The organism is Streptomyces sp. PH10-H1 (assembly GCF_030063355.1).
In the GTDB taxonomy this organism is placed as follows: Bacteria; Actinomycetota; Actinomycetes; order Streptomycetales; family Streptomycetaceae; genus Actinacidiphila.
This window is the reverse complement of record NZ_JASISZ010000096.1, coordinates 1-25,723: the sequence shown is the minus strand read 5'-3', so window position 1 is coordinate 25,723 and position 25,723 is coordinate 1. Positions and strand designations below refer to the sequence as shown.

Below are 25,723 nucleotides of genomic sequence, written 5' to 3'. Positions count from 1 at the left end.
ATGAGAAGAAGCTCAGGATCATGGGTGCTGACAGTAGAAACACCACACGGCTCAGTGCAAAGCCCAAACCCCCTGGCCATCAGCCCAGTTAGAGTCAATCGCCACACGCAAACTAAGCAGAGACAAGCCGGCGGAAGTCGTGAGGGGTGAAGGTGAGGTCATCGAAGGCCGGGTTGGCATCGGCCAGTTCCTCGCAGCTGCGGGCGAGCATGTGCAACACGGTGGTGGGTGACATAACGCCGTGGAGGGTGCCCGACTGCCGTTGGAAGAGGAACGGCATGGGTTCTGACCAGGTCTTTTCGTGCGGGTCATAGCGGCTGAGGAGGCGGATAGGGCGTCCGTTGGTTGTGAGCCGCCGGATGATCTGGGCGATCGCGTGGAAGAGGTCAGCGGACATCGGGATGACGCGCTCGCGTTCGGTCTTGGAGGGCGCCACGACCAGCAGGGCAATAACCTCGCCGTTGGGCCGCTGATATTGCCGGATGCTGAGGTGGGTGAGCTCGACCAGTTCCTCGATGCGGATGCCGCTGTGCCGCAGTACCTCGAACTGGGCCCATTCCCAGAAGGCGGTCTCCTCGGCGGCCGTCACGTCGACCGCATCGCCGTCGACGCCGACGACTCTGATCGCCGGGTTTGTCTCCTTCCTTTCGCGCTGCTGGTCGCGCTCGGAGTTCGTGCGGCGATAGCCGCGGCCCTCGTAGGTGAAGGGCTCGCCGAGCGCGACCTGCCGGGCGGCGTGTAGGAGACCGATCAGGTACTCATGCCGGGTCTCAATATGGGCAGCCAGCGTGGGCAGCAGCGGCTGGCGGGCCCGGACTCGCTCCGCCATGCGGTGATTGACCTCGCGCTTGCGCTGCGCGAATCCCTTCAGATCCCGGCGTCGGACCGGGCAGGGAGCCACCCACTGCGCCCATCGTTCGGGCTCACCGATCGACCAGGTGTGCAGGTCCATGTAGAACCCGCGGACCGCGAGGAGGATGTTGGAAGGGTCCTGGCGCTGCTTGGTCGAATCCCTGTCCCAGACCTGGATCTCAGCCCGCCACTGGTCGTAGAGGTCCAGACTGAGTCCGAAGTCCTGCTGCCCGGGGCTGATCTTCTCGATCTTCGCCCAGAACTGGCTCGCCAGGCGGCGGGCGAGCCCCTCGAGCGAGACGTAGTCCATCTCCACCTGCCGCCGGGTCAGGTAGTCGATCAAGAGCTGGCGCACGCTCGAATGACGGATGGGGTAGCGGTCGACGAGCTGGGTGACGGTTCGCTGACCTGTATAGATGAACGCGCGCAGGGTCGGAGGCGTCTCCGCCGGGAAGTGCCCCATGGTGTGCAGCACCTGCCAGGCCCCGAGCGCGGCGAACCGACCGGTGCGTCCGGTGGAGCTGGGAACGACGCCCAGGCGCCTGCTCTCCACCGAGTAGTGCAACAGGGCCGAGGGCGTCAGGTCCTCCAGGGCGATGCCCTGGGTGGTCAGTGCCGCCGTGACGTCGAACTTGGCCCTGGTCTTGTGGAGGTCCCGAAGGTACTCGGTCGAGTCGACCGCCTTGAAGAATTGGTTCAGATAGCGGTCGTTGTGGATCTTTCGAAAGGTTCCAGCGAAGTCGTTGAACTTGTTGGCGCGTAGGCCCGCGACGGACGGCTGGACAACGCGCAGGCAAAACAGCCACCTCAGCGCGGAGACCAGGTACGACTGGCTGTATCGATCGCCATTGCAGGCCAGCACCCCGATGGATGGGGCATCGTCGGCGTCGAAGCCAGCGGCCTGCCACCGCTCCTGCCAGGTTGCTCCGGGGTGCTGATTGAGGTGCTCGAACAACTGATCCAAGCCGAGCAGATGACGATTGCAGTTCGACGGCCGCACGTCCCACTGCACCAGTCCGCGGATCTCGCGGGCCGGGGCCCGGGACAGGTCTCCGAACGGGCCCGGGTGGATCTTGGGCGGTGCCGCTGGAGCGGCCTTGATGGAGGTATCAAAGCGGGAGGCGGGGGCCGGGATGAACGGCTCGTCGCGGTAGTTCGTGCGCCGGTTGCGACCGGTGTAGGTGTCCTGAGTGATCGTGGTGTCAGCCACCGAACACCGCCTTGAAGTCATCGGGGTCGTATCCCGGTGCGATGGTCGGCTGGACGCGCGGCCGGTTGTAGTGGGCCTGGAGCGCGTCGAAGAGTTCCTCGACGCGGGCCCGCAGATACCGGCCGGTGGTGGCGAGATTGCTATGGCGCAGGATTGCTCGCACCTCGACGAGCGTCAGGTGCGGATCGTTGGCCATGCGCTCGGCTGCCGTGTGCCGGAGGTCGTGCAAGGTCCAGTTCGTCTTCAGCTTGGCGTTGACTCGCTGGATGACGCGACGCATCGCCCAGTAGCTCAGCGACTTCTCAGGCCCGCGGCGAGTTCGGAAGACCGGTTCATGGGCCGGAGGCAGCCCGGCTGCATCGAGATAGGCCGCGAGCACCACCATGGCCTGTGGGCTGGTCGGGATCGGCTCGCGCAACTTGGTTCCCTTGGAGATGACATAGACAGTCTGGCCCTGCCAGTTGATGTCCGCCGGGGTAACTCCCAGCAGTTCTGAGGCGCGGGCCCCGCTGGAGACGTAGAGCAGGACAGCGGCCCGGTCCCGGTCGTGACTCATCGTGGCAAAGAATTCATCCCACATGGCGTCTGGGATCGCGCGGGGATCGCCTTGAGAGACCCGCTGCCGCAGTCGGGAGCGGCGGAACGGTTGCACCGTCTCGTCTGGGCTCCGGTGGGCCAGCGCCCGCCGGCGGGCCGCAGACAGCGGCACTGGGTTGAGGACCGGGCCTCGGCCCTGCTCTTGGTGGAAGTCGTAGAAGCTGCTGACGACTGTTAAGACGTGGTTGATCGTGCTCGGCTGGTACCCGGCTTGCAGGTACCGTTTGCCGGTGCGCGGGTTGACCGAACCGGGCGGGGGCGACGCTGGGTCAGTCCGGCGCCGTTGCGGATTTGGGGCCGTGCGCAGCCATCCCACTATGGCTGCGACCTCCGCCTCCACCGCCTTGTCCCATGGGACATCCAGGAACCACAAGATGCGGAACCACCGCAGCAGGTCGTATGCGTAACTCTTGCCCGTCAACGGGCTGCTGTCGCTCAGCGACAGGTCTCGCAGATAGGGAACCGCCGGCTCGACCAGTTGCCGGGCCCCATCCAGCACCACATACGGCGGGTGCTGAGTCTCCAGCTGAACCACTGACCCGATCCGGGGTAAGTCGATCCGCCCCTCGATCAGCTGGTGGTGCAAGGACATCGTCACTCGAGCCTCCTTGAACAGACGAACGTCGTCCTGCTCAACGAGCCTCAGAAGGTGCAGTTAACAAACCTGCTGCGAGTCGGGTGGGAGCCGGGCGGCAACTCTCCGATGACCAGGCCCTGTTCCGCGATACGGGCGATCAACTCATCATGCCCCCGCGGATAGGGCACATCCACCCCGCACGCCAGCACCGCGATGGTCGCCCCGGCCGCCGACAGCGCGCCCCGGTGGGCGGCGCCGTCCACGCCGTAGGCCGCACCCGAGACCACCACCCAGCCGGCTTCGGCCAGACCCGCACCCAGCCGGGCGGCCATATGGGCGCCGTAGTCGGTGCAGGCCCTGGCGCCCACCACGGCGACCGACCGCAGGGCCCACATCCGCAGCTTCGGGCGTCCCCGCACCCACAGGCCATAGGGCCGCCGCACCCCGAGGTCGTTCAGCTGCGCCGGCCAGTCGGTGTCCCCCGGGCACACGAAGCGTCCTCCCAGTGCCCGCACGGCGGCCAGATCCGCGGCCGGGTCCAGCGCCCCCGCCCGTATCCGGTACCCGGCCATCCGCCGCTCGCTCGCCCCCGAGTGCTCCGCCCCGGTCCTGATCGCCAGCACCACCTCCTCCGGACCGCGGTCCCGCAGCCACTCGCCGACGGTCTCGTCGCCGGGATCGGCGATCCGGGTCAGCGCTGCGCGCGCGAGCCGTTCCTCCTCGGTGACCGCCATCAGCCACCGCCCATGACGGCCGGCACGCCGCGGGCGATACCCGTACGCAGCTGCAGGGCCTCCGCCATCTCCGGCGGGCCGGGACGCTCACTGCCCGCGAGATCCGCGATCGTCCAGGCCACTCTCAGCACCCGGTCCAGGCCCCGGGCGGTGAGCAGCCCGCGCTCCATGTCCCGCTCGGCCTCCCGCAGTCCGGCCGGGCCCACCTGCCAGCGGGTGCGCAGTTCATGGCCTGGCACCTCGCTGTTGGTCCGCCAGGGGGTGCCCTCATACCGGACCGCAGCCCGTTCCCTGGCCTGCCGCACCCGGTCCGCCACCCGCGCGGTCGGCTCGGCGCCCGACGCGCCCTCGATCAGTTCCGACCGGGTCACCGCTTCGACCTGGACCCGGAGGTCCACCCGGTCCAGGAGCGGTCCGGACAGTCTCCCCTGGTACCTCCGGACCGAGGCAGGTGAGCAGTCGCAGCCCAGTCCCAGCAGCGAATGCCGTCCGCACGGGCAGGGGTTCGCGGCGAGTACGAGCAGGAAGCGCGCGGGCAGCCGCATCACTCCCGCGGAGCGGGCCACCACGACATGGCCGGACTCCAGCGGCTGGCGCATCGCGTCGAGCACCCGGCCGCTGAACTCCGGTGCCTCGTCGAGTTTTCCGGCCTATAAGAGTGCTGTTCGTGATGTCCGTGGAGGGCGGTGACCTGGGACATCCCGACCTCGTTTGCCGACCGGCGTCGTGATGTTCGCGATGTCAGCACAGTCGGCATGGAGGACACGTGGCACAAAGACTGACGATGGGCCAGCTCAGGGTTCAGAAGGTGCGGCACCGGGACGGTAGCCGTTCGTACACCATCTTGGACTCGATGAGCGGGCTGCATCCGGCAGCGGAGCGGTACCTCGCCCCGTACGCGGGCAGGGGCTCGGACCGGACGTACGCATATCTGCTCGTCGACCATCTGCGGTGGCTGGAGCACGAGGGGCTGACGCCCGAGGCCGTGGGCTACCAGGATCTCGAGCGGTACATGAAGGCCGTCGGGGCGAAGGTCTCGATGCCGTACGGATCTCCGTGGCGGGTGGGCAAGAGCCCGTACCAGAACGACGCTCTGCGGGGTGCCGCGGCCTGCCTGAAGGGCTTCTACCTGCGACAGGCCGAGCTGGGCATCAACGCGGCACTCGCCGATGCCCTGGATCTGGAACGGCTGCCGACGCAGCACGACAAGGACCGCGCTCTGCTGGGGCACCTCAAGCGGAGCATGGATGCGAACCCGCTCGCGCCGACGGAACTGCGGCGCCGGCACAAGAAGATGCTGCCGGACGGGGCCCGCGAGGTCCTGCTGGAGAAGGTGAACTCGGCCCGCGACCGCATGACCGTGGAGTGGCTGAGCGACGGCGGCCTGCGCATCGGCGAGTACTGCGGTCTCCACCTCGCCGACCTGCACCTGCGCGAGGACGCCGCCTGCGGCGAGTGCCGCACTCCGCACGCGCATGTCTGTCACCGCGACGGGCTGGTCACCGACGCCCGCGCGAAGACGAAGTGGCCCTGGGAGTTCGACGGCGGAGTGATCCGGGGCGGACTGATCAAGCGGGTCAGCCCGGCGATGATCCACGCCTACTTCGACTACATGATGAGCGAGTACCCGCGCGGCGCCGCGCACGGCATGCTGCTGGTCCAGCAGCACGGGCCCGACAAGGGGATGCCCTGGGCGCCCGAGGGCGCCCGCAAGATGCTCAAGCGAGCCGGCTTCCGCGCCGGGCTGGGACTGATCCGCCCGCACATGTTCCGCCACACCTGGGCGAACGCTGTGCTGGATGCCGCGGAAGGCAACCTGGTCATCGTCCGGGACGCCGGCGGCTGGGCCTCGACCCAGACGGTCGATGAGATCTACGCGCACGTCGATGTCAACGACCCCGCCTTCAACTCGGCCCTGCTGACGGCGTGGGGTGAGATGCAGTGAGTGAAACCCTGCTGCCGCTGCACACCATCGTCGACCCGGCCCAACGCCGGGAGACCCGCGACCGCCTGGAAGTACTGACCGCCCTGCTCGGCGGTCCGCACGTCGAGCCGCTCTTCCGCGAGGCACTGATCCACGTCCCCGCCGACCACCCGGTCTTCGGATGGCTCTGCCGGGTGGAGGACTGCAACCACTCCCGCACCAACGCCCGCGATCTGTGCCACCCCCACAAGATGGAGTGGGACCGCGGCCGCCAGGTCAACCCGCAGCTGACGCGCCGCGAGTTCCTGCGCGACGCGAAGCCCGAGAAGTTCTACGACCGCGCGGGCGAGCCCCCGGTCTGCCGGATCTGCCTGGTTCGTCCGGCCCGCCACCACGGGCTCGAGCTGTGTCTGGCCCACAACGGCCGCTGGAAGAAGGCCTCTGCCACGGAGTCCGCTCTCGTCTTCGAGGACTGGCTCGCGACGCAGACCGAGCCGTTCCACGGCTACGGCGACTGCGTCGTCGCCTCCTGCCAGTCCCTGGCCAGCAGCCCGCTCGGGCTCTGCTGGGTCCACGAAATCCGCTACGAGGCGGAGGGCCGTCCCGGCCACGCCTATCGGCCGCCGAAGTGGTTCAACCGCTACGAAATGGTCGGCCGCCGCGTCCCGATCCTCTACGGAGACAAGGCCACGTTCCTGCGCTGGTGCAAGACCACACACCCCGTCTCGCGGGCCGGCACGATCAACCTCCAGGGGCTGCCGCCGCTGGTGAGAGCCGAGTTGCAGTGGGCGCTGTTCGCCCACACCCAGCGAGGCGCCCACACCTACTGGCCCACCTGGTGGATTCAGCAGCTGGTGAACCTGGTCCGCGAACGCCGCGTCGGCTCGCTGACCGAGCTCGCCGAGGAACGCAGCCAGCTGGACGCCCGCAAGCGCTTCATCCTGCACGAGGCCCTGACCGAGCTGCGGATCGTCTACTTCACCATGGAGGAAACCAAGGAGGCCGGCTACATCGAGACCGAGCACTTCGGAGTCAAGTTCCCTCAGCGGCACAGCAATTGGGACCTCACGAACGTTCCCCAGCGATGGTTGCGCGACCTGCTCTGGGAACACCTCGCCGACCGGCTGCGATCCCCGAAGGGACCTCGCAGCACCGGCCCACTCGACAACGACCGGCGGTCCTGCGTCGAGCTGGGCGCCTTCCTGGAGATCACGGCCCCCGAGGGCGGACACGATCCGCGACTGCTGGACGCGGAGCACATGGAACGGTTTGTCGCCGACCACAACCGGCGGATCCGCGAGAGCCTGCCCGCTCTGGGCGTCCGCGGTCACAAGGGGAAGCCGAGCACGGTCACCGAGAACACCGGCCGGTTCATCTTCAACCACGCTCGGGTGATCTTGCGCTTTGCCCTGGACACCGGGCGGGCTGAGGAGATCGGGCTGTCGAGGAAGTTCGTCGTCGCGCTGCCGACCGGCGGCACCCCCGCCCTCAAGGCCCGGCGCCCGTTCCCCGACCCGGTCGCCCGGGCCTTGGCCGAGCAGACGAACCTTCAGATGCTGGCGGACCGCTACGACCCGAACAACCATGGGCTCCGCGACGCCTGGGAAGCCCTGGTGTTCACCGGCCGCCGCGCAAATGAGGTGCTGCGGCTGAGGCTGGACTGCATCACGATCCAGCGCCGTGTCCCGTTCCTCTGGCACGACCAGACCAAGGTCGGCAACCTCGACGAGGCGATCCGCATCCCCGAGACGCTCTACCTGCGGCTGCAGAAACGCCAGCAGATCACCCTCGATCGCTTCGAGGACCGCCACGGCCGGACGCCCACCCCCAAGGAACGGGCCCAGCTGGCCCTGTTCCCCTCGCGCAGTCGCAACCCGAAGGGCACGGTCCCGATTTCGTACACCTTCTTCCATACCGGCTTCAGCGGCTGGCTCGAAGACCTCGAGATCGGCGCATGGGTCCCCCACCAGGCACGGCACACCCTGGCTACCAATCTCCTCAAGCACGGCGCTGGCCTGCACCACATCAAGAAGTACCTCGGCCAGGTCTCCCAGCGGATGGCCGAGCACTACGCGAAGGTCGCCTCCTCCGAGGTCGATGAGGTCCTGGAGCGGGTCTGGGTCGGCGGCCCGGGCTCGTCCAACCCCGGTCAGCTCCTCATTTCGCCGGCCGAAGGACTGACCAAGGCAGAAGCCGAGGCGATGGCCCTGGACCTGGCCCGCCGCAGCACACCGGCCGAAGGCGGCTTCTGCACCTTCCAGCCCGTGGTTCGCGGGGACGCCTGCCCGTGGAACATGGACTGCCACAACTGCGACAAGTTCGTCATGTCCGGCGCCGACCTCCTTTATTGGCGACGCAAGGCCGAGCAGTGGCGGACTCTTGCTGAACGTGCCCCCGACGACGCGACCGCCGACTACCTGCACCAGGCATTCGAGCCCACCGCCCGCGCGATCGACGGCCTGGAGAAGGCCCTGGCCGGCCTCGGACTGCTCGAAGACGCGCTCGCGCTGGACCTGCGACGCCCTCAGGACTACTTCCATCGGCTCTGGAGCCTTGCCTTCAGGGCCAGCGACCTCGTCGACGTGCACGACGACGACACCAGCGACTTGCCGGAGATGACCGAATGACCGCTCCGACCGTTCCCGCCGCCCGCACCTCCCGCGCGTTGGAGGTCCGGCGGCAAAAGACGGCAGCCGGCCTGGCCCGGATCAAGGACGTCCTGGACCAGATGATCAAAACTCGGGCGCCCATCACGATGGCCTCGGTCGCACGGACCGCTGATGTCTCGCGGACGTTCCTCTATGAACACTCCGACGCCCGGACGCTGGTCGACGAGGCGATGAACCAGGCCGCCGGGAGGCGCGTTCAGGACCGCCAGGCCATCCAGGATGAACTCGAAGCGTCCTGGCGCGAGCGGGCCCTGAACACCGAGGCCGCCCTCAAGAGCGCTCACGCCGAGATCCTCGCCCAGCGCGACCAGATCGCCGAGCTGATCGGGCAGGTCCGGGACCTGCGGAGCGAATGGTCCCAGGAGGACATCGCCCGGATCATCACCGACAACGGGAACCTGAAGAGGCGAATCCGCGAGCTGACGGCCGAGGGCAAGTCCCTGACCGGGAAGCTCTCTGCTGCCCGCGACAACGTCCGCTTCGCCGACAAGCGCATCGCTGACCTCGAAGTTCAGCTCACCGAGCACCACACCGCGACGCCCCGAGGGACACAAGGGACAGATTTCCCGACCATCTGACCGATCTCTACGCCGAGGGCCCAGCGCGAAGCGCTGGGCCCTCGGCGCGCGGCAAGCATCACCCCGATCACTCATCCGAGCGACCAACCACGAGTTGCCTACCAACATCCCGGACATGTTCGCTATGTTCAGTCCCAGGTCACAGCCAGTCTGCGGACGCTCTCGGCCGGAAAACTTTCGGAACAGCACGCCCCGGTGGGCCAGGGACACCGCTCCCGGCCGGGGCAGGCCGCTGCCGCCGCCGATGATGGAGGGCATGGTGGCCGAGTGGTGCGGGGCGCAGTACGGCGGGGTGTCGACCAGTGGCTTGCCGGGCGGCAGGATCCCGGCGACCGAGTGCACCGCGGTGACTTCAAGGGATTCCTGGGCGGTCAGCCTGGGGAGGAGTCCGGCCAGCCGCTCGGCCAGCATCGTCTTGCCCGCACCGGGCGGGCCTTGCAGATAGAGGTGATGACCTCCCGCCGCGGAGATCTCCAGGGCGCGCCGGGCGGTGTGCTGGCCCGCGACGTCCGCCAGATCGGTGAGCGCCTCCCGGTCGGACACTCCGGTGCCCATCCCGGCTCCCGGCACCGCGAGCCCGGCGAGCAGAGGATCGGGACGGCCCTCGTCCCAGCCCTCCTCCTCTTCCGGGACCGCTTCGTCGTTGAGGATCGCGACGAGCTGGCGCAGGGTGCGGATGCCGAGCACCGAGACTCCCGGGACCAGCGACGCCTCGGCCGCGGTGCGTTCGGGGACGACGACATGCCGGTAGCCGGCGTCGGCCGCGGCGAGGACGGCGGGCAGGACACCGCGGACGGGCCGCACCCGGCCGTCGAGGCCCAGCTCGCCGATCATCATCAGATCGGCGATGGCCCTGGGGGCGATCCGTTCGTTCGCGGCGAGCACCGCACAGGCGACGGCGAGGTCAATACTTTGAGGAACACACTCTTGGCACGCCCCGGAAACGGGGCGACCCGCCAAGGTGCTTCAACACCGAGGCGGGCCTGACGGAACAACCTGACTGAACCAGGAGTCCGCTGTGCTGAACCTTCTCATGCGTAACCGGGTGGAGCGCCAGACGCCCGCTCCCCGCCGTTTCCTCTCGGCCGTTGCCGACGCGGTTCGTTCGGTCGTCTCCCCCGCCTCCCTCATGGTTGAGGCGCAAGAGATCACCGCCCCGGATCCGGCCGGCCTGTACGCCCCGGAGGAGATCCCGGCCGTCGAGACGATCGAGGCCGCCGCCGCCGAGCTGGACCGTGCCGCCGAGCAGGCGCGCCGTGCGGATCGCGGTAAGCGTGCCGCCCGCAAGGTGTTGGACCGGCTTCCCGCCGGCCGGTACGGGGCGTGGACGGTGTCCCGTACCCCGTCGGCCCGGCACACCGTGGACTTGGTCGAGGTGGCCCGCATCTTCAAGGCCAACGGCCTGGGCCAGGTGCCCATGAAGCGCTCCGCTCCGAGCCTCAAGGTCGAGCGGACCGCCGTCCTGGAGCCGTCGCTGTACGAGGTGGCGCGCATCGACCGCGAGCACTTCACCGCCGCCTGACCAACCCCTGCTGCACCCGGCCCGCCTGCAAACGCAGGACGGCCCCGGACGGTGTATCAGCATCGTCCGGGGCCTGGGCCAGACCCTTCACAACAAGGAGTCCAGCCGTGAGCATCACCCTATCCGCGCCCGTCAACGGCGCCGCTGTGATCCAGGCCGACGAGAGTCTGCGCCGGGCCCGCATGACGCAGGCCAGACTGTCAGCGGTCCCACAGCCGGCCGCCGGGCGCCCGGAACATTTTCCCTGGTGCTTGGACTGCATCCCCAGCACCAACACCTCGCCCAACCGCCTGGCCATGGACCACACGAGCGCCACGCTGTATCTGCCCGTTCCGGATGGGCTGGAGTTCGAGGGCGACGAGTCGTTGATGGACGCGTGCCTGACCCTGGACGAAGGCTTCGTCGGCGACCAGCCGGAGATCAGTTTCGGTTGCGGAGGGAACGGGGTGTTCCTCGACGCCGAGGCCGCCCGCAAGATGCTCGCCTCGCTCGAAGCGTTCACCGCAGGCTTCAAGACCATGGTCGAGCAGCTTCCCGCGGAGCGGCAGTCATGACGGCCGCCGACGCCGAGCAGGCGATCCGGATCCTGGCTCTGTTCCTCGGCGCGGACGTCGTGGAGTTCGACCCGGCCGCCTTCCGTAGCGGCTCCAACGTTCAGGGCTGGTACTCGACCGAGCCGGGCGAGACGCCGCGCCTGGTGTTCCCCGCCGGCCAGGACCCGACCGAGCGCGTCCGCGTGGCGCACATGCTCGTACAGAAGGTCGGGGCGAGCGCATGACAGACAGCCTCCTCGACCCGGAGTTCCCCGCGCTGCAGCCGGAAGTCGTCGCGCTGCTCACCACGATCCGTGACCATCTCGACGTGCCGCTCCCGGCCGCCGGCAAGAAGAACCGGCGCGCGCACCGCGACGTGGTCGATATGCGCCTCGCAGAGGTGCAGGCCGTCCTCGTGACCCTGCTCGCCATCCCGCTCGAGAACGTGGCGGAGCACACCGCCGAGCTTCGCGACTGGATCAGCGCCAGCCCCGTCAACTACCAGGTGTGGCAGCCGCCCACCAAGGGGGCGAGGCCATGAGCGCCCGCTTCCCGATCCCGCGCCCCACCGAGGACGCCGCGATCCGTAACGCCAGCCGTAACGCGGCAGGGCCCCTGCCCGTCGAGGTCCTGTTCGACGCCATGGTGCACGCCTATGCGGTCGATGACCGGTTCGGGCTGCGGTACTTCGGCCTCGCCATCGTCCGCAACGCCGGCGGCCCCGCTCGCGCCTCCTGACCCAACCTCTCCCGGTCCCGCCCGCGTAGGGGACGCGATGTCCCTTACCGCCGCCCTTGCGTAGGGCGGGGCCACCTCTCCCCCTGGAAAGGGGCCCGTGATGAAGCTCATCGCCCTGGGCGTGCTCCTCGGCCTGCTGATCGCTTTCGTCCCGCCCGCCGTCATCATCGCCGCAGCTACCGCCCTGCTGGCCGCCGTCCTGGCCCCGGCACTGTGGGCCGCCGGTCAGCCGGCCATCGTCGGCCTGGTCCTCGCCGCCGTCGCGTACCGCGGCCTGATGGTGCGGGGGCGGGCCCGATGAGCGCCACCGCCCTGCCCGCCGACGTCGTCGAGCTGCTGCAGGCCATCCACGACGCGCTGATCGTCCCGGCCGCGAAGGACCCGGTCGACGACCTGGCCCGCCTGGCCCTGTTCGACCGGCGTACCGGGGACGTCCGTGTAGTCGTCGCCCATCTCCTCAAGTCGCAGTACCTGACCGCCACCGACTCGGCCGAGACACTCCGCACCTGGACGGCCGAGCGGCCCGTCACCTACGCGCCGTTCATCCGCATGGACGACCAGTGACCGTGGCCCGCACCGTCACGGTGCACACCGCCGACCACGGGCCCGTCACCATCCCCGAACCGGGCTGGTGCCTGGGCCGGCACCCGGGCGGCGAGGACCGCGTCGACATCACGCACCTCGGCGCCGAGACCGGCCTCACCCTCGACACCGCCCGCGGGCCCGTCACGATCCTGTGCGCCGCCCTCGAACAGCGCCCGTACAGCCCGGACAACACCCACCCGTTCCTGAACATCGACCTCGGCCACGACTGGTACCCGCACACACCCGGCGCCCTGCACGGCCTCGCCGACCAGCTCGCCGAGTACGCCGGCTGGCTCCGGATCCGCGCCCACCACCTCGCCGTAATCCAGGAGGCCCACCAGTGACCGCCACCCAGGACCCCGACCAGACCCGGGTGTGGCTGACCCGACTGTCCCTCGGCGCCGGCATCGCGTTCACCGCGTCCGCCGAGTACCAGCTCGCCCGCACCCTCGGCGCCAGCCCGGCCGTCGCCACGATGCTGCCCGTCGCCATCGACGCCTACGTCGTGGCGGCCCTGCGCTGGTTCCGGTCCGCCGACATCGCCCTGAGTCTCGCCCTCATGGGTGCCGCCCAGGTCGCCGCGCACCTCCTCGACGCGCACGTGATGGCCGTCAACGTCCCCATGGTCGTCATCGTGTCGCTGCTGGTTCCGGTAGCGATCTGGAGGACCCACGCACTCGCCCGCCACAAGGAGCCGTCTGTCGGAATTCCGACAGTCGCGGAACCCACGGCGGTACTCGTTGAGCGGGTCGCCCCCGCCCCGGTGATCAAGGTTCCGGTGGCGGTTCCGCACCTCTCCCTCGACAAGGGCTACAAGGGCCCGCTGCCCGCCCGCCCGGAACTGCCCCCGGTACCTGAGCCCGAGCTGACGGCCGCCGCGCTCCTCGCCCGGAACCACAAGGTCCGCCCCGACCAGATCCGGGACGTCGCCGCGCTCCTCGCGGAACAGCCCGCCCTGTCCGGGAAAGCCGTCGGCGAACACCTCGGTACCACCGACCGCTACGGCCGCCGCGTCCTGGCCGCCGCGAAGGAACTCGGAGGCCGGCCGTGAACCTCCCCCAGCAGCAGCCCGTCCAGCTGGAGCAGATCGGTATCGACGGCGAGGGCCGGCCGCTCTTCCGCTACCGCGACGCCACCCCGGCCGCAGTCCTGACCACACCGATCGTCGCCCGCCCGTGGGCCGCGTACCTGGCCGCCGGCTGCCTCGGCGTGATCGCCCTGGCCGTCGTCGCCTTCGTCCTGGTCGCGATCCTGATCGGCCTGTCCATCGCCCTGATCACCCTGGCCATCGCCGTCGTAGCCCTGACCATCTGCGTCCTGGTGCTGCGGGGCATGTGGCGCGAGTACCAGACCGGCAAGATTCGGTAACTCGGAGGAGCAGACAGCTATGCGGATCAGCGACTACGACCACGTGAACCACCGCGAGATGACCCAGATCCTCGCCATCGTCGGCGTCGCCGCCCTGCGCAAGGGCGAGCTGACCACCCGGCAGAAGCAGCGCATCGACCGCATCCTCGCCGCCGCCAGCAAGCGCGAGACCGGCCAGTAACGACCCCGGGGCGGCCGTCCACCGCCAAGCAGCCGGCCGCCCCGGGCCCCACGCACCCTCACGAGCACAGGAGACCAACATCATGACGGACACCGCGACCGAGGTGGCAGACGTGGGCACCGTGCACCGCCTCGACGACCACCGCCAGCCTGTACCGGTACAGCTCACCAAGGACGTACCAGTACCGGAGGAAGCCGCACCGGCAGAAGCTGAGGCGCTGGCCCCTGCGTTGACGCGTGCCGCCCGCAGGGTGCGGGTCATCGCCACGCACGACCACACGGTGACTGCTGGCCGCCTGATCGCCCGGCACAGCCTGTACGTGGCCGGAGGCGCCCACATCCTGGCCCGCCGCGCCTGGGACGGGCGCACCGCCGCCCGGTACGAGCGGATGATGCGCACCGCTGAAGCCGCCGGTAACCCCGAGGCCGTCACGGAGTGGGAGGAGCGCGGCCGTCAGTTCCGTGCCGCCCGTCACCAGCGGCGTATGGACCTGCTCACCGCACCGCAGCGCATCGCCAAGGCCGCCGCCGTCGGCACCGCCGCAACCGCAGGCGGCGCGCTCGGCCTGGGCGTGGTCCTCGCCATCGCCGAGAGCAACCCCGCGCTGATCCTCGCCCCCGTCATGGTGACGATCGAGACGATCCGGTGGGCCGTCGTCATCGTCATGTTCATCTGGGGGCCGGCCGTGTGGCTCGCCCCGTGGCTGGCATTCCTCGGGCTGTGGAACACCGGACGCCGCCAACAGACCGCCCCCGCCTGGGCCCTGCCCGCGGGCCAGCGCGGTACGGACGGCGAGCCCATCACGCCCTCCATCGTCGTCACCGCCATGCGCGACCTCGGCATCGGCCCTTTGAAGAACGCGATCAAGGGCATGGAGGACGGCGGCGCCGGGATGCTCTCCCCGATCGTCCTCGCAGGCTGCGGCGTTGAGGTCGAGGTGCTGCTGCCGTCGGGGGTGTCCACCGAGGAGGTCATGAACCGCCGGCGCAAGCTCGCCGAGAACCTGGGCCGCCACGAGCACGAAGTGTTCGTCACGAAGGCGCAGGCCGCCCGCACGGTCAACCTGTGGATCGCAGACTCCGGCGCCCTCGACGAGCCGATCGGGCCGTCTCCGCTGGTTCTGGATCCGGACACCAGCGCCGACTACAAGTCCGGCCGGGCCCCGTGGGGTGTCGACCTGCGCGGCGATGCCGCCATGCTCAGCATCTACCAGTGCCACTTCCTGATCACGGGCCTGTCGAACCAGGGCAAGACCGCCAGCCTGCGGGCCATGGCGCTCTGGGTGGGCCACGACGTGAATGTCGAGTTCCGGGTCGGCGACCTCAAGGGCATCGGCGACTGGTCGTGCATGACCGGCATCGCCACGGTCCTGATCGAGGGCCCGACCGACGAGCACGTGATCGCGGTGACGCTCATGGTGGAGGACGCCGTCGCGGAGATGATGTGGCGTCTGCAGCAGCCCAAGGGCACGAAGTTCGACCCGCTGATCGTGATCGTGGACGAGGCGCAGGTCGCCTACGGGTCGGGCGCCAAGGGCGAGGACGGCCGGCCCTTCGGTGGGAGCAAGGCCACCTCCCGCTACTTCAAGGGCATCAAGGCCATCCACGACCAGGGCCGCGCGGTCAGCGTCACCACCTGGGAAGGCACGCAGGACCCGACCAACGAAAACCTTCCCAAGCGGTCCCGCGAGGGCAACCACATCCGGGCCGCCCTGGTCCTGGGCACCGAGGAGCAAGCGAAGATGGCGCTCGGCGCGAAGGCCATCGACGGCGGCGCCGCACCGCACAAGCTGCGCCAGGGCCTCGACAAGGGCGTGGTGGTCGTCGCGGGTGACGGGGTGAAGCTCGCCCCGGGCCAGTCGTCCCTGACGATCCGCACGCACTACATCGACGACACCGCGGCCGACGAGATCGCCGAGCGCATCAAGGCCCGCCGCGCCGGCGCCACCACCCAGGCCGCAGCCGAGCCGGCCGAGGAAGCCGACCCGCTCGTCGACATCGCCGCCGTCCTCGGCGACGCCCAGCGAATGCGCACCGACGAAGTCCGCCAGCGCCTCGCCGAACGCAACCCGGCCGAGTACCGGGAGTGGACAGCCTCCGACCTGACGCGGGTCCTGGACGCGGTCGATGCCGCCCCGTACAAGTCGAGCGGCATCATGCACGTGAGCCGGGCCCGGGTGCAGGAAGCCCTCAACGAGCGTGCCGAGGACACCGCGGAGGCCGACGACGAGTAGAGGGAGGCGCCAGGGAGGCGGGGAGTTCTCCCCAACCGCCTCCCTGACCCGCCACATAGGGGCTGACCAGCGCTAACGCCCCTGTCAGGGAGGCAGGGAGGCAGACTACAGACCGGCAAGATCAGCCTTGAGACCTGCGAAATGGCGCCCCGCGCCCCCGCTACTGGAGCTTGCCCGCGAAGATAGCGGCCGTCGACTCGAAGTCCGGTGTCACTTCGATCTGCAGATAGTGCTCGGCCTTAGGCATTGCGCAGGCGATGGTGGCGGCGCTGGTGCGGCCGGGCAGCAGGTGGGTGGTGGGCGCACCCTCGATTCCGTGTTCGGAGTCGAAGATCTGCTCGCCCTCCTTGCCCGTGTCGCCGTACTGGCACTTCGTCTGCAGCAAGCTGAGGTCGAGCGGTTTCGCACTGCCATTGGTGATCGTCGCCGTGAACTTCACGTAGGCGGTGCTTGCAGGGAACCCGTTCTCGCCGGAGGTGCCGCGCGTGAACTTGCCCAACGACACCTTGACCTTGTTCTCGTATGTGGCGGTGTCTGTCAGGGCCAGGCTCTTGTCAGCCGACGCCTTCGCGTCCGGCGTGCCGTCAGTGGCCACAGCTGGTGCGGACTTGCCGGTCGCCGGGGTGCTCTTGGCGACGTCGTTGGTATTGCAGCTCACGAGCATCAGACCCGCGACGACCGTGGCAGCTGTGATGGCAGTGGTGCGGATGCGCATGGTTCCCCCCTGGGAAGTGAGGGGATCAACGTAGCGACGGGGCCGAACCCCTCGAGGCGTAGTGGCCGGACCGTGACACAGCGTGTCCGAACCGTGACACGGCAACTCGGCAACGCTGCGCCCCCGCTCTCCACCGGGAGGACAGGGGCGTCGTCATGTCTGCGGCCAGTCGTCCGGACCGCCGCCCCGCCACTCGAAAAAGTCCGGGTTGGCAAGGTCGGCGTCCTCGACGTCCAGGCCGGCCCGGCGCAGAAACTCGATGAGATCCCCGGCGTGGAGCGCGCGGCCGAAGTCCTGCCCTCGTATCGTCACGCGGCGCGCACCGTCGCTCAGCGGGTGCACGACGACCGGCGGCTGATCATCCATACGCCCAGCCTGCCCCTGGCGCGATCATGGCGCACCCCGGCCGTTAGCCGACGCGCAGGTGATGGAGCATGAGCAGCGCCGCGACGGCGTTCGCCGAGCGGATCTCACCGCGGGCCACCAGAGCGGGCACGTCCTTGAGCGGCACCCACTCCCGCCGGCTCGACTCGAACGCGTCCGCCGGCGGCCCGAGGTAATCGGCGGTGTCCGACCAGTACACGCGGTGATGCGACGTCGAGATACCGGGTTGCGGGTCCACCGTCAGCAGCAGCCGCATTGGGCCCGGCCGCCACCCCGTCTCCTCCTCGAACTCCCGCGCCGCTGCTGCTGCTGGGTCCTCCCCCTCACCGGTGCCGCCGGACGGGAGCTCCCAGCCCCACGCGCCGGTGATGAACCGGTGCCGCCACAGCAGCAGCGCCTCGTTGTCCTCGTTGACGACCGTGGCGACGGCGACCGGGCGCAGCCGGATTACGGTGTGGTCGAGGTGGCGGCCGTCGGGCAGCTGCACGTCGGCCATGTTCACCCGTACCCACGGGTTCTCGTACACGGTCCGCTCGCCGAGGTTCTGCCACTCCACGGGCCTGCCGCCTCTCATCAAGGTACGGCAGCATTCCAGCACAGTGCACCCGTCAGTACGGAACGCGCAGGCTGGCGTCGATGCGCTCGGCTGCCTCGGTGGTCGCCGTGCTGCTGTGCTCGGCGAGGCTCTTGCGGACCGATACGAACCGGTCCCGCAGCCGCTGCGACTCCATGCCCTGCCCCTGCGTCAGCATCTCGAGCGCCGTGGACGCGGCGAGGTCCGCCTCACCGCTGCGCAACTCGATGTCCGAGAGCGTCGCCAGCCGGTGCACCCGGCCGCGGGCGTGGGTCTGCACCCTGACCGCTTCGCGGGCGTAGTCCTGGGCGGGCTGCAGGTCCCCCAGCCGCATCAGTGCGTCGGCGAGCTGCGCTTCGACGAGGCCGGGCTGGACGTACCCGGTTTCGGCCGGTTCCTCGTCGGGGCGGATCTGTCCGGCTGAGGACTCGGCGAGGAGCATGCACCGGTGGGCGCCGGCTTGGTCGCCCATGCGCGAGTACGCCTTGGCCTGCATCGCGTACAGGTCGGTGGCCAGGGCGTGCGAGATGTGGGCGCCAGCGGTGCGTAGGCCGGCCTCGGCGAACGCGACTGCCTGGCGGTACTCCCGCATGTACAGGCACTGGTTCGTCAGAAGCGCCACGACGTACCCGCCGAACGCCCGGTCGCCGGATGCCTTTGCCAGGCGCAGCGCCTGGTGGAAGTACCGCTGCGCCAGGCCCTGGGCGTCGCTGTCGTAGGAGCAGATGCCCGCGACGGCGACCAGGCCGCCGACGGCGCGGTGTAGCTCCCGGCCGGTGGCATCGGAGTACGAGCCCCGCAGTAGGGGCGCCGTCTCGTGCGTGAGGAAACCGATCACCCGGCTGCGGGTGGTTACCCCACCGGCCTTGCGGTACATCTGCTCGTAGTGGTTCCGTGCGGTCCGCAGTACCTCCACGTCGGACAGCCCGACCCGGGGCGTGCCGGGCCGGGATACGTCGTTGTCGTCCGGGGGGTTCTCCCATTCCCAGACCGGTCCGACTGCGGGCAGGCCCGTGATGGTGGGCGACTCGAAGAGGTCGCGGCGCTTCTGCTCGTCTCCGCGCCACAGGGCCGTCGAGCGGGCAATGAAGCCGTCGAGCGCCGCAGTGGGTTGGAGGGCGGCTGGCTTGCCCATGCCGATGTCCTCGACGGTGATGGGTCGCTGCAGGCGGCCGGCGAAGATGTCGCACAGAAGGTCCGGTACCCGCCCGCGGGGCCGCTGGCCCTTGAGCCACCGGATCACTGCGGTGTGGTCGTACCGCAGCGCCACCCCGCACGCTCTTCCGTGCTGGTTGACCCGTGCGGCTAGGCCCACGTGGGACATGCCCGCCTCGTCGAGGAGGGCGTCCAACAGGGTGTTTGGCTCCATGCGATCCCCGCTTCACTCAGGGCAACGAGCGTAGCGGGATTGGATTCACACAGTGTGCGATCCCCGCACCAGTGCCAGCACTTGACACACACTGCCGCGCGGCGGGCATGAGCGGAACCCTTGATCCATGGACACCGATGCATCGGCCGCGCCTACGACGCCGGTCCTCGACCCGAAGCGGCTGACCGTCGACCAGTTGCGGGGCCTGGACTGCGGGTACTGCAGGGGCCGCCTCTACCGGGCGCGGCTCATCGACGTCGTCCGCGTCGGTGAGGGCGCGCATGAGAGCGACGTGCAGCTGTACGCGTGCGAGCCGGTCTGTCGCCCGAGGGTGCTCCTGGTGCCGCACGCCTGGTGCCGGTACTGCCATGATCCGATCGAAAAGGCCGGAGCAACGGTGATCGGCTTCACCGAGGTCGCATCCGGACCCGGTCGGCCCATCTACGCCGACGCCAAGTGCGTCGTCGCGTATCGGGTGATGCCGCTCACCGAGCACCCCCAAGGGACCGACGGCCAGCCCCGCTACCGCGAGCGACGGTTCGTCACCAGCCGCCCGTAGTCCGCAGACTTCCGGCCGTCAGCCGGCGACCGGAACACCCCACACCCTGGAGGAACCGTGTCCGAGCCCGCCGCCCTGCCCCACTTCCGCCCGCAGGCCATGCCCGGCCTGGACTGGGTGAAGTCCAGCCGCTCCAACCAACAGCACCTCGACGACTGCCTGGCCGTTGCCAGTACCCCTGACGGCATGGTGGCGATCGGCGACACCAAGGACCCGGGCGCCACGCCGCTGGTCTACCGCAAGTCGGAGTTCGCCGCGTTCCTCGCCGGCGCGAAGGCCGGAGAGTTCGACCACCTCGCCTAACCCGCCCCGTGCCCCCGGCCCCTGGCTGCCCGCCGGGGGCCGGGACGTGTGAACCCATAAGACGTGCAAACACGCCTCGCGCCTGGACCTGGGAGACACGATGCCCGCAGCACTCGACCGGCTCACCGGCGACGCCGACACCTTCCGCAAAGCGTGGCCGGACACCCCTGCCGTGTACGAGCGGGACCGCGGCGACCTGGCCGAGCTCCTCGACCTGGACGCGGTCCGGCGGATCGTCGCCGACCCCGGGCTGCGACCCATCGAGATGGGCATGGTCCGCGGCGGCACCATCGACCCGCGCCGCCCGGACGCAGACGATCGGGCCAGCACCCTGGTCCTCAACGGACTCCACATCACGTGGCCGCCGCTGGTCGCGTTCTGCCAGCAGCTCGCCGCCGAGCTCGGTCACCCCGTGACCGGCAACGCGTACAGCACGCCCGCGCACGCGCACGGCTACGGCCCGCACTGGGATACCCACCACGTCTTCCTCGCGCAGACGGACGGCGCCAAGGTGTGGCGGCTCAGCCGGCCAGTCTTCACCGACCCGTTAGAACGGCACCGCTGGACAGCCATCGGCTTCACCGACGAACAGCTCACCCGCGCGACCGACGAGCCGGACATGGAGATCGAACTGTCCGCCGGGCAGGTGCTGTTCATCCCCCGCGGATGGGTCCACCACGGCCACACCACAGACCGTCGCTCCTTGCACATCACCTTCGGCGTGCAGCTCCTGACCCGCTTCTGGCTCGTACAGCAGCTCCTGGCGCATGTGACCGCCGATCCGTACCTTCGTGCGGCATTGCCCCCAAACCTCTCGAACGAGGACATGGAGGCGCTGATCGCCCAGACTGGTCAGGGGCTCGCTGACCGGCTCGCAGCCTTGGACCCGCAGGCCCCGGCCGCGGCCGTCCGAACCGCTCAGCAGTTCAGCGTCCTGGGGGTGAAGTGACCGACCGCCCGGCATCCGGCGGCAAGCACCGGCGCCCGTGCTCGTTCTGCTCCGTCCATCCGGCGGACCTCCGCGACCTGGAGACTGGCAAGGACTGGTGCCTCGGCTGCGCGAAAAGCCTCATCCTCGCCGGCGACGCCATCACCGACTACGAAGAGTTCGACGAGGGCGACCGGTACAAGCATCTCCTCGCCGACCACGGCTCCGGGCTGTTCACCCGCTTCCGATCCTCCGACGACGACTGATCCTCACAGACCCGGTCTCGCGGCAGCATCCCCCTGCCGCGAGGACGGCACGAAGGCCCCGCCCGGTAGGTGTATCCCGGGCGGGGCCTCTCCCTATCTCGATCATTTGTCACGTCTCGGCAACTGTGTCCCATAGGGGGCGTGCCGCCTGGAATGCTCCGGGTCTCAGCCGAGCTTTGGGGGCGTTGTGGAATCACAGGATGTTCAGGGGCCGCAGTGGGGGCAGCCAAATCCAAATCCGGTGCCGCGGCCCCCGATGGCACGGTGGAAGCGAGTGCTGATGTGGTCGTCAGTGGGCGTGGTGGCGTTCCTGACGCTGATGTTCATCATTGGGACGGTGGTGGGGCCGCCGAAGAAGACGGCAACCGAGCCGGCTGCGGAGGTGTCGCCGACGGCAAGCAGCAGCCCCAGCACCGTGGCTGTCCCGGCGACGCAGCCTCCGAGCCCGTCACTGACGCACACGGCGGCACCCGTGAAGACCACCGCGGCGCCTGCCAGTAAGGCGCCCCCGAAGGTCCCGGCGAAGGCGTCAGCGGCGGATCGGCAGGCCGCAGCCGCGATCCTCACGGCTGATGACCAGCACTACCGGGACGAACTCGCAAAGGGCCAAAGCCTGCTCGGAACGCCGGCCTACACAGCCTGGTACCAAGCGCTCTTGACCGACACCCGATACATGCCCGACTTCTCGAAGGCCGACAAGCACTTCACCGCGGACAACGAGCCGACGGACCTCATCGAACAGTGGCGTTCAGACAACGGCGACGGAGCCAGCGCAGTCGTTCAGTTCGCCGTGGACGGGCTGAGCTCGGACGCCCCCAACGCGGCTACTCGCAGGGACGCGACGGACGCACTGGCCGGGCTCGCGAAAGCGGACGCCGACGCAGCGAAGATCGCGGCTGGCTAGCCGTAACGCCTCCGGTCGGCGCCTGCATGGTCCGTGGGACCAGGCAGGTCTCAGACGAGTGTGGGGTCCTAGCGGGACCTCTGTTTGCGAGGGTCAACCCGACCCCCGCAAACCGCCCCAGTTGTGCCGTCTGAGCAACAACTGCCGGACGGCAACCATGGGCGTAAGCCCATGGTTGTGGAGGACGGGCTGTCCCTCACAAAGCCTGCGGGAGGGTATCCGCGGCGGGGGTACCCCTTGGGTGTGGGAATCGCGGTTATAAAATAACCAGCGAATCGCACGGTAAGGGGTACGCAGCAATGCGTACCCCTGCGCGAAGAGCCGGGTCGGAGGGCACGCCCTCCGTTATGGAGGTCCAGGTTCCTCGCGCTGTTCCAGGCGTTCGGCGATGGCCGCGGCCACGGTGTACGCCGGGTGCCCGTCGAGGCGCTTCCTGCCCCGGTTGTACCGCTGCGTAGTGCGCGGGTCCTTGTGGTCCGCCGCATCCTGGACGACATGCAACGGCACGCCCTGCTCAAGCGAGTCCGTGATAAATCCGTGGCGGAGCACGTGCGGGTGGATCGTCCCCACCTGCGGCAGGCCGGCACGCTTCGCCAGGCGGCGCAGCAGCTTCCACACCTCCGGCTCCTGCAGACGGGCCCCGGTCCTGGTGATGAACAGCGGCCCCTCGGTGCGGCCGGCAAGGTACGTCTCGAGGGCGTCGACCGTGATGGGCGGCAACGGCTTCTTGCCCCGCCGGCCGCCCTTCAACTGGACGGTCAAGACGCGGTGCCCGCGGTCGTGGCCGAGCGAGGAGACGTCGGCGGCCAGGGCGCCGTCGACCCGCAGGCCCAGGGTGTAGAGCAGCAGCACCAGGGCGTAGGCGCGGGGCGACAGGGCACGGGCCGCATCAATCAGCCGGGCCGTCTCCACCTCGGTCAGACCCTCGGTGTCGGAGTGGTCCGGGTCGATGGACGGCCGGTCGACGTTCGCGAACGGGTTCCGCTCGGTGGCCTCGACGCTGATCGCGTACCGGTAGAACGAGCTGGCCGTCGACAGGGCGTGCGCGACGGACGTGGACGGCGCGCCGTCAGTCTCCATGCCACGCATGTACGCGTCGGCGTGCGGTCGGCGTGCGGCCAGCGGGTGGATGTCGACGGACCGGCAGAACGCTTCCCAGGCTTTGAAGCCGCGGGCGTAGCTACGGCGGGTGTGGATGGACCGCTTGCTCATCAACCACATGGAGACGAGGCGCGGAGTGTCGTCGGCGTAGAACGTCTCGAGCTCGACGCGAAGCTTCCCGGCATCGGGAAGCTCTACGGATCCGGAGGCGAGGACGGCAAGCGCGGTGCTGGGCAACGTTTCTGACGGCTCATCCATAACGGCAGGATAACAGTAATTATCCTGCCGTCTCTGGGGAGTTGACCAATGCCCTAGGGCATCGCCTTCGGGGGCACCATTCGGCCCGTTCGGTGCGGGTGATCAAGGCCCGCATCGGTCACGGCCACGGCGAACAGCTGCGCCCGTTCGGCTTCGTCGAGCTGGAGGACGTCAGCTATCCGTTCGGCTGCTGACCGGGACGGACACAGATGGCCGCCCTCAAGCTTGGCCATGTAGGGCAACGACAAGCCGCACGCACGGCCGACCTCCCGCTGCGACACGCCGGCGCGCAGCCTGGCCGCGGCCAGCATCGGCCCCAGCTCGGCCGGCGGGGTGCGACGGATTCTCACCGTGGCCGCCTGTCCGGGGTCGTTCATCGGCGGTAGGGCTGGTAGGTCTTCGAATTGCGGCCGCCGAGGCGAAGCATCTGCTCCTCGACGACGTTCCGAAGGTCCCGGTCGGCGAGGACGGAGCCCGCGACGTGGACCGTCACGTGGTGATGGTGCACCTGACCCCCGCCGCCCCCGCCGATCGACAGGACGCCGAGGCCGCCGGAGGATCCGGCGACCGACAGGGCTGCCGCGCCGACGAGGCGGCTTGTTGCGTGGCCGACGCGTGCGGTGGACCCGGCGATGCCGTCGGCAAGCATGGAGCCGATGCGGGCGCCTGCCAGTTGAGGGGAGCCGGTACCGGAGAGGGGGCCGTACTTGGCCGGGGAGTGCGGGAGGAAACCAGAGATGAACGACGTGACGTCGCCCATCGCACTTCCGAGGCCGCCGGTCATGGACTTGATCCCGTCGATCAAGCCTCGGAGCAAATTCATTCCGGCGTCCACGAGGAGCGTTCCGAATCCGGAGGTGACTTTCTTGATCAACGAGATGATGTCGCCCAGGGATTGGCCGACCATGTGCTTCATGTCGCCCCAGACGCGGCCCCATTTACCGGTGATGATGTCCAGAATCAGGCCGATGGTGTTCATGATGTTATGCATCACGAATTTCACGACACCCGAGATAGCCGCCCACACGAGCTTGGCTGTGTCCCAGATGATGCCCCAAGTGGTACGCCAAGTTACCGCAAGAACCCCCAGCAGCCCCTTGAAGACGTCCCACCAGACTTTCGCGGCGAGTTGTATGTACTTGAACATGAACCTCGCTGTGGTGATCACCTGTTGGCCGTGCTGATGCCACCACGACGTCAGGTCCGCGATCCGGTCTTTCACCCACCCGATCACATTCTGGTTGAACCATTTCACCGCCGTTTGCGCGCCCTTGACGGCCTTGTCCCAGGCGTCGATGAACGTCTGCTTGTGCTGCCCCCACCAGGCCACCAGGGCGGCGATCGCCAGCTTCGCGTTGGGGATGACCACGGTCGTGAACCAGTGGATCACCTCACCTGCCACATGCCAGGCCGTCTTGAAAGCGCCCCGCAGGAATCGGCCGACATCGTCGACGATGTTCCGGAACTTCTCGCAGTGCTGATAGGCGTAAACGAGCGCACCGCCGACAGCGATGATCGCCCCCGCGATCAGGATCTCCGGCCCGATCGCCGTAATGACAGCAGCGCCCAGCGCGATGACCGCCGCCACCAGGGTTGTGCCAATTGCCCCCGCAAGGGCCATGACAGCGCCCTTGTGATCCGCCAGCCAGCCCACGCCCTTTTGAACCCAGCCGAGGAACTTCTCCACATACGGCATCAGTACCGTGCCGAGTTTGATGCCCAAATTCACGAGCGTCGCCTCGGTCTGCTTCAACTTGAAGTTGAAGTTCTCCGCTGTCTTGCTGAACGACTGCCCGAAGTTGCCCATGTTGGCGGCATTCTCAACCTTCCCGAAATTTTCCTTCAGTCCGTCGAGGTTCTGCATCAGCGACATGATCGCCTTGTCGCTTCGGCCGCCACCGAAAATCTTCGCCAGGACACTGTCGGCCTCCGTACCGGACACCCCGGCCCGCTGCAGGCTGTCCTTGAGGTCCTTCAGCGCCACATACAGGCCGTCCGGCTGCTTCAGGTCCATGGCCAGCTTGTTCTGCGTGATGCCGGCCTTCTTCATGGCCTGCTCCA

General features: G+C 68.9%; 28 protein-coding genes and 4 pseudogenes. 20 read left to right on the top strand and 12 right to left on the bottom strand.

Going from position 1 to position 25,723, the window contains the following annotated elements; genetic code table 11:
- Nucleotides 1-112: 112 nt before the first annotated feature.
- The 4 genes and pseudogenes from QMK24_RS36175 to QMK24_RS36160 form a co-directional block, all read right to left on the bottom strand.
- The gene (locus tag QMK24_RS36175; RefSeq protein ID WP_283471114.1) at nucleotides 113-2,062 is read right to left on the bottom strand and encodes a tyrosine-type recombinase/integrase; all 1,950 of its coding nucleotides are present in this window, start codon (nucleotides 2,060-2,062) and stop codon (nucleotides 113-115) included.
- Nucleotides 2,055-3,251, bottom strand: a complete 1,197-nt coding sequence (locus tag QMK24_RS36170; RefSeq protein WP_283471116.1) for a tyrosine-type recombinase/integrase — start codon at nucleotides 3,249-3,251, stop codon at nucleotides 2,055-2,057. The genes QMK24_RS36175 and QMK24_RS36170 overlap by 8 nt, the downstream gene beginning before the upstream one ends.
- 65 nt (nucleotides 3,252-3,316) lie before the next feature.
- A pseudogene (locus QMK24_RS36165) lies at nucleotides 3,317-3,970 on the bottom strand (DNA-processing protein DprA); the annotation flags it as partial.
- Nucleotides 3,970-4,611 (bottom strand): annotated as a pseudogene (locus QMK24_RS36160) (ATP-binding protein); the annotation flags it as partial. The pseudogenes QMK24_RS36160 and QMK24_RS36165, both read right to left, overlap by 1 nt.
- Before the next feature lie 125 nt (nucleotides 4,612-4,736).
- Here QMK24_RS36160 and QMK24_RS36155 point away from each other — a divergent pair.
- The 3 genes from QMK24_RS36155 to QMK24_RS36145 are packed head-to-tail and all read left to right on the top strand — an operon-like array spanning nucleotide 4,737 to nucleotide 9,141.
- Nucleotides 4,737-5,915 (top strand): tyrosine-type recombinase/integrase, encoded by a 1,179-nt coding sequence (locus QMK24_RS36155; protein ID WP_283471113.1) that lies wholly within the window; start codon nucleotides 4,737-4,739, stop codon nucleotides 5,913-5,915.
- On the top strand, nucleotides 5,912-8,521 hold the full coding sequence (locus tag QMK24_RS36150; RefSeq protein ID WP_283471112.1) for a tyrosine-type recombinase/integrase: 2,610 nt from the start codon (nucleotides 5,912-5,914) through the stop codon (nucleotides 8,519-8,521). The genes QMK24_RS36155 and QMK24_RS36150 overlap by 4 nt, the downstream gene beginning before the upstream one ends.
- Nucleotides 8,518-9,141 carry a DUF6262 family protein gene (locus QMK24_RS36145; protein ID WP_283471111.1) on the top strand — a complete coding sequence of 208 codons (624 nt, stop codon included), beginning with the start codon at nucleotides 8,518-8,520 and terminating at the stop codon, nucleotides 9,139-9,141. The genes QMK24_RS36150 and QMK24_RS36145 overlap by 4 nt, the downstream gene beginning before the upstream one ends.
- 180 nt (nucleotides 9,142-9,321) lie before the next feature.
- Here the strand turns inward: QMK24_RS36145 and QMK24_RS36140 are convergent.
- A pseudogene (locus QMK24_RS36140) lies at nucleotides 9,322-10,047 on the bottom strand (ATP-binding protein); the annotation flags it as partial.
- A 112-nt stretch (nucleotides 10,048-10,159) separates the two neighbouring features.
- Here QMK24_RS36140 and QMK24_RS36135 point away from each other — a divergent pair.
- From QMK24_RS36135 to QMK24_RS36080, 12 genes are all read left to right on the top strand, one after another.
- Nucleotides 10,160-10,663 (top strand): hypothetical protein, encoded by a 504-nt coding sequence (locus QMK24_RS36135; protein ID WP_283471110.1) that lies wholly within the window; start codon nucleotides 10,160-10,162, stop codon nucleotides 10,661-10,663.
- 107 nt (nucleotides 10,664-10,770) lie between these two features.
- Entirely contained in the window at nucleotides 10,771-11,217 is a 447-nt protein-coding gene (locus QMK24_RS36130) for a hypothetical protein (protein WP_283471109.1), read from the top strand.
- Nucleotides 11,214-11,441 carry a hypothetical protein gene (locus QMK24_RS36125; protein WP_283471108.1) on the top strand — a complete coding sequence of 76 codons (228 nt, stop codon included), beginning with the start codon at nucleotides 11,214-11,216 and terminating at the stop codon, nucleotides 11,439-11,441. The genes QMK24_RS36130 and QMK24_RS36125 overlap by 4 nt, the downstream gene beginning before the upstream one ends.
- Nucleotides 11,438-11,737, top strand: a complete 300-nt coding sequence (locus tag QMK24_RS36120; protein WP_283471107.1) for a hypothetical protein — start codon at nucleotides 11,438-11,440, stop codon at nucleotides 11,735-11,737. Before QMK24_RS36125 ends, QMK24_RS36120 begins: the two co-directional genes overlap by 4 nt.
- Entirely contained in the window at nucleotides 11,734-11,934 is a 201-nt protein-coding gene (locus tag QMK24_RS36115) for a hypothetical protein (protein WP_283471106.1), read from the top strand. Before QMK24_RS36120 ends, QMK24_RS36115 begins: the two co-directional genes overlap by 4 nt.
- A 100-nt stretch (nucleotides 11,935-12,034) precedes the next feature.
- Nucleotides 12,035-12,235 carry a hypothetical protein gene (locus QMK24_RS36110; protein WP_283471105.1) on the top strand — a complete coding sequence of 67 codons (201 nt, stop codon included), beginning with the start codon at nucleotides 12,035-12,037 and terminating at the stop codon, nucleotides 12,233-12,235.
- Nucleotides 12,232-12,498: a hypothetical protein gene (locus QMK24_RS36105; RefSeq protein WP_283471104.1), complete on the top strand. Its 267-nt coding sequence runs from the start codon at nucleotides 12,232-12,234 to the stop codon at nucleotides 12,496-12,498. The genes QMK24_RS36110 and QMK24_RS36105 overlap by 4 nt, the downstream gene beginning before the upstream one ends.
- A complete protein-coding gene (locus QMK24_RS36100) occupies nucleotides 12,495-12,863 on the top strand; it encodes a DUF6907 domain-containing protein (RefSeq protein WP_283471103.1) in 369 nt (122 codons plus the stop codon). Before QMK24_RS36105 ends, QMK24_RS36100 begins: the two co-directional genes overlap by 4 nt.
- Nucleotides 12,860-13,570, top strand: coding sequence for a hypothetical protein (locus QMK24_RS36095; RefSeq protein ID WP_283471102.1), 711 nt, complete (start codon nucleotides 12,860-12,862; stop codon nucleotides 13,568-13,570). The genes QMK24_RS36100 and QMK24_RS36095 overlap by 4 nt, the downstream gene beginning before the upstream one ends.
- Nucleotides 13,567-13,887, top strand: a complete 321-nt coding sequence (locus QMK24_RS36090) for a hypothetical protein (protein ID WP_283471100.1) — start codon at nucleotides 13,567-13,569, stop codon at nucleotides 13,885-13,887. The genes QMK24_RS36095 and QMK24_RS36090 overlap by 4 nt, the downstream gene beginning before the upstream one ends.
- Before the next feature lie 19 nt (nucleotides 13,888-13,906).
- Nucleotides 13,907-14,068 carry a hypothetical protein gene (locus QMK24_RS36085; RefSeq protein ID WP_283471099.1) on the top strand — a complete coding sequence of 54 codons (162 nt, stop codon included), beginning with the start codon at nucleotides 13,907-13,909 and terminating at the stop codon, nucleotides 14,066-14,068.
- Between the two features lie 82 nt (nucleotides 14,069-14,150).
- Nucleotides 14,151-16,301: an ATP-binding protein gene (locus QMK24_RS36080; protein ID WP_283471098.1), complete on the top strand. Its 2,151-nt coding sequence runs from the start codon at nucleotides 14,151-14,153 to the stop codon at nucleotides 16,299-16,301.
- A 160-nt stretch (nucleotides 16,302-16,461) separates the two neighbouring features.
- On the opposite strand, the gene QMK24_RS36075 is transcribed toward QMK24_RS36080, so the two are convergent.
- The 4 genes from QMK24_RS36075 to QMK24_RS36060 form a co-directional block, all read right to left on the bottom strand.
- Complete coding sequence (locus QMK24_RS36075; RefSeq protein ID WP_283471097.1) at nucleotides 16,462-17,016, bottom strand: DUF4352 domain-containing protein; 555 nt, start codon at nucleotides 17,014-17,016, stop codon at nucleotides 16,462-16,464.
- A 153-nt stretch (nucleotides 17,017-17,169) separates the two neighbouring features.
- Nucleotides 17,170-17,382 carry a hypothetical protein gene (locus tag QMK24_RS36070; RefSeq protein ID WP_283471096.1) on the bottom strand — a complete coding sequence of 71 codons (213 nt, stop codon included), beginning with the start codon at nucleotides 17,380-17,382 and terminating at the stop codon, nucleotides 17,170-17,172.
- A gap of 43 nt (nucleotides 17,383-17,425) precedes the next feature.
- Nucleotides 17,426-17,974, bottom strand: coding sequence for an NUDIX domain-containing protein (locus QMK24_RS36065; protein ID WP_283471095.1), 549 nt, complete (start codon nucleotides 17,972-17,974; stop codon nucleotides 17,426-17,428).
- 34 nt (nucleotides 17,975-18,008) lie between these two features.
- On the bottom strand, nucleotides 18,009-19,343 hold the full coding sequence (locus QMK24_RS36060) for an NsdA family TPR-like regulatory protein (RefSeq protein ID WP_283471094.1): 1,335 nt from the start codon (nucleotides 19,341-19,343) through the stop codon (nucleotides 18,009-18,011).
- Nucleotides 19,344-19,470: 127 nt separating this feature from the next.
- Between QMK24_RS36060 and QMK24_RS36055 the strand changes: the two genes are divergently transcribed.
- The 5 genes from QMK24_RS36055 (at nucleotide 19,471) to QMK24_RS36035 (ending at nucleotide 22,303) form a co-directional block, all read left to right on the top strand.
- Nucleotides 19,471-19,902, top strand: a complete 432-nt coding sequence (locus QMK24_RS36055) for a hypothetical protein (RefSeq protein ID WP_283471093.1) — start codon at nucleotides 19,471-19,473, stop codon at nucleotides 19,900-19,902.
- 57 nt (nucleotides 19,903-19,959) lie between these two features.
- Nucleotides 19,960-20,205 (top strand): DUF397 domain-containing protein, encoded by a 246-nt coding sequence (locus tag QMK24_RS36050; RefSeq protein WP_349362007.1) that lies wholly within the window; start codon nucleotides 19,960-19,962, stop codon nucleotides 20,203-20,205.
- Between the two features lie 100 nt (nucleotides 20,206-20,305).
- Nucleotides 20,306-21,154, top strand: coding sequence for a JmjC domain-containing protein (locus QMK24_RS36045; protein WP_283471092.1), 849 nt, complete (start codon nucleotides 20,306-20,308; stop codon nucleotides 21,152-21,154).
- Complete coding sequence (locus QMK24_RS36040) at nucleotides 21,151-21,399, top strand: hypothetical protein (RefSeq protein ID WP_283471091.1); 249 nt, start codon at nucleotides 21,151-21,153, stop codon at nucleotides 21,397-21,399. Before QMK24_RS36045 ends, QMK24_RS36040 begins: the two co-directional genes overlap by 4 nt.
- A gap of 292 nt (nucleotides 21,400-21,691) precedes the next feature.
- Complete coding sequence (locus QMK24_RS36035) at nucleotides 21,692-22,303, top strand: hypothetical protein (protein WP_283471090.1); 612 nt, start codon at nucleotides 21,692-21,694, stop codon at nucleotides 22,301-22,303.
- Nucleotides 22,304-22,648: 345 nt separating this feature from the next.
- Here the strand turns inward: QMK24_RS36035 and QMK24_RS36030 are convergent, their stop codons facing one another.
- The 3 genes and pseudogenes from QMK24_RS36030 to QMK24_RS36020 form a co-directional block, all read right to left on the bottom strand.
- On the bottom strand, nucleotides 22,649-23,662 hold the full coding sequence (locus QMK24_RS36030) for a tyrosine-type recombinase/integrase (RefSeq protein ID WP_283471089.1): 1,014 nt from the start codon (nucleotides 23,660-23,662) through the stop codon (nucleotides 22,649-22,651).
- Nucleotides 23,663-23,856: 194 nt separating this feature from the next.
- Nucleotides 23,857-23,973: pseudogene (locus QMK24_RS36025) on the bottom strand (helix-turn-helix domain-containing protein); the annotation flags it as partial.
- Between the two features lie 62 nt (nucleotides 23,974-24,035).
- Nucleotides 24,036-25,723: phage tail tape measure protein (locus QMK24_RS36020; protein ID WP_283471088.1), on the bottom strand; the 1,688-nt coding region annotated here is incomplete at its 5' end.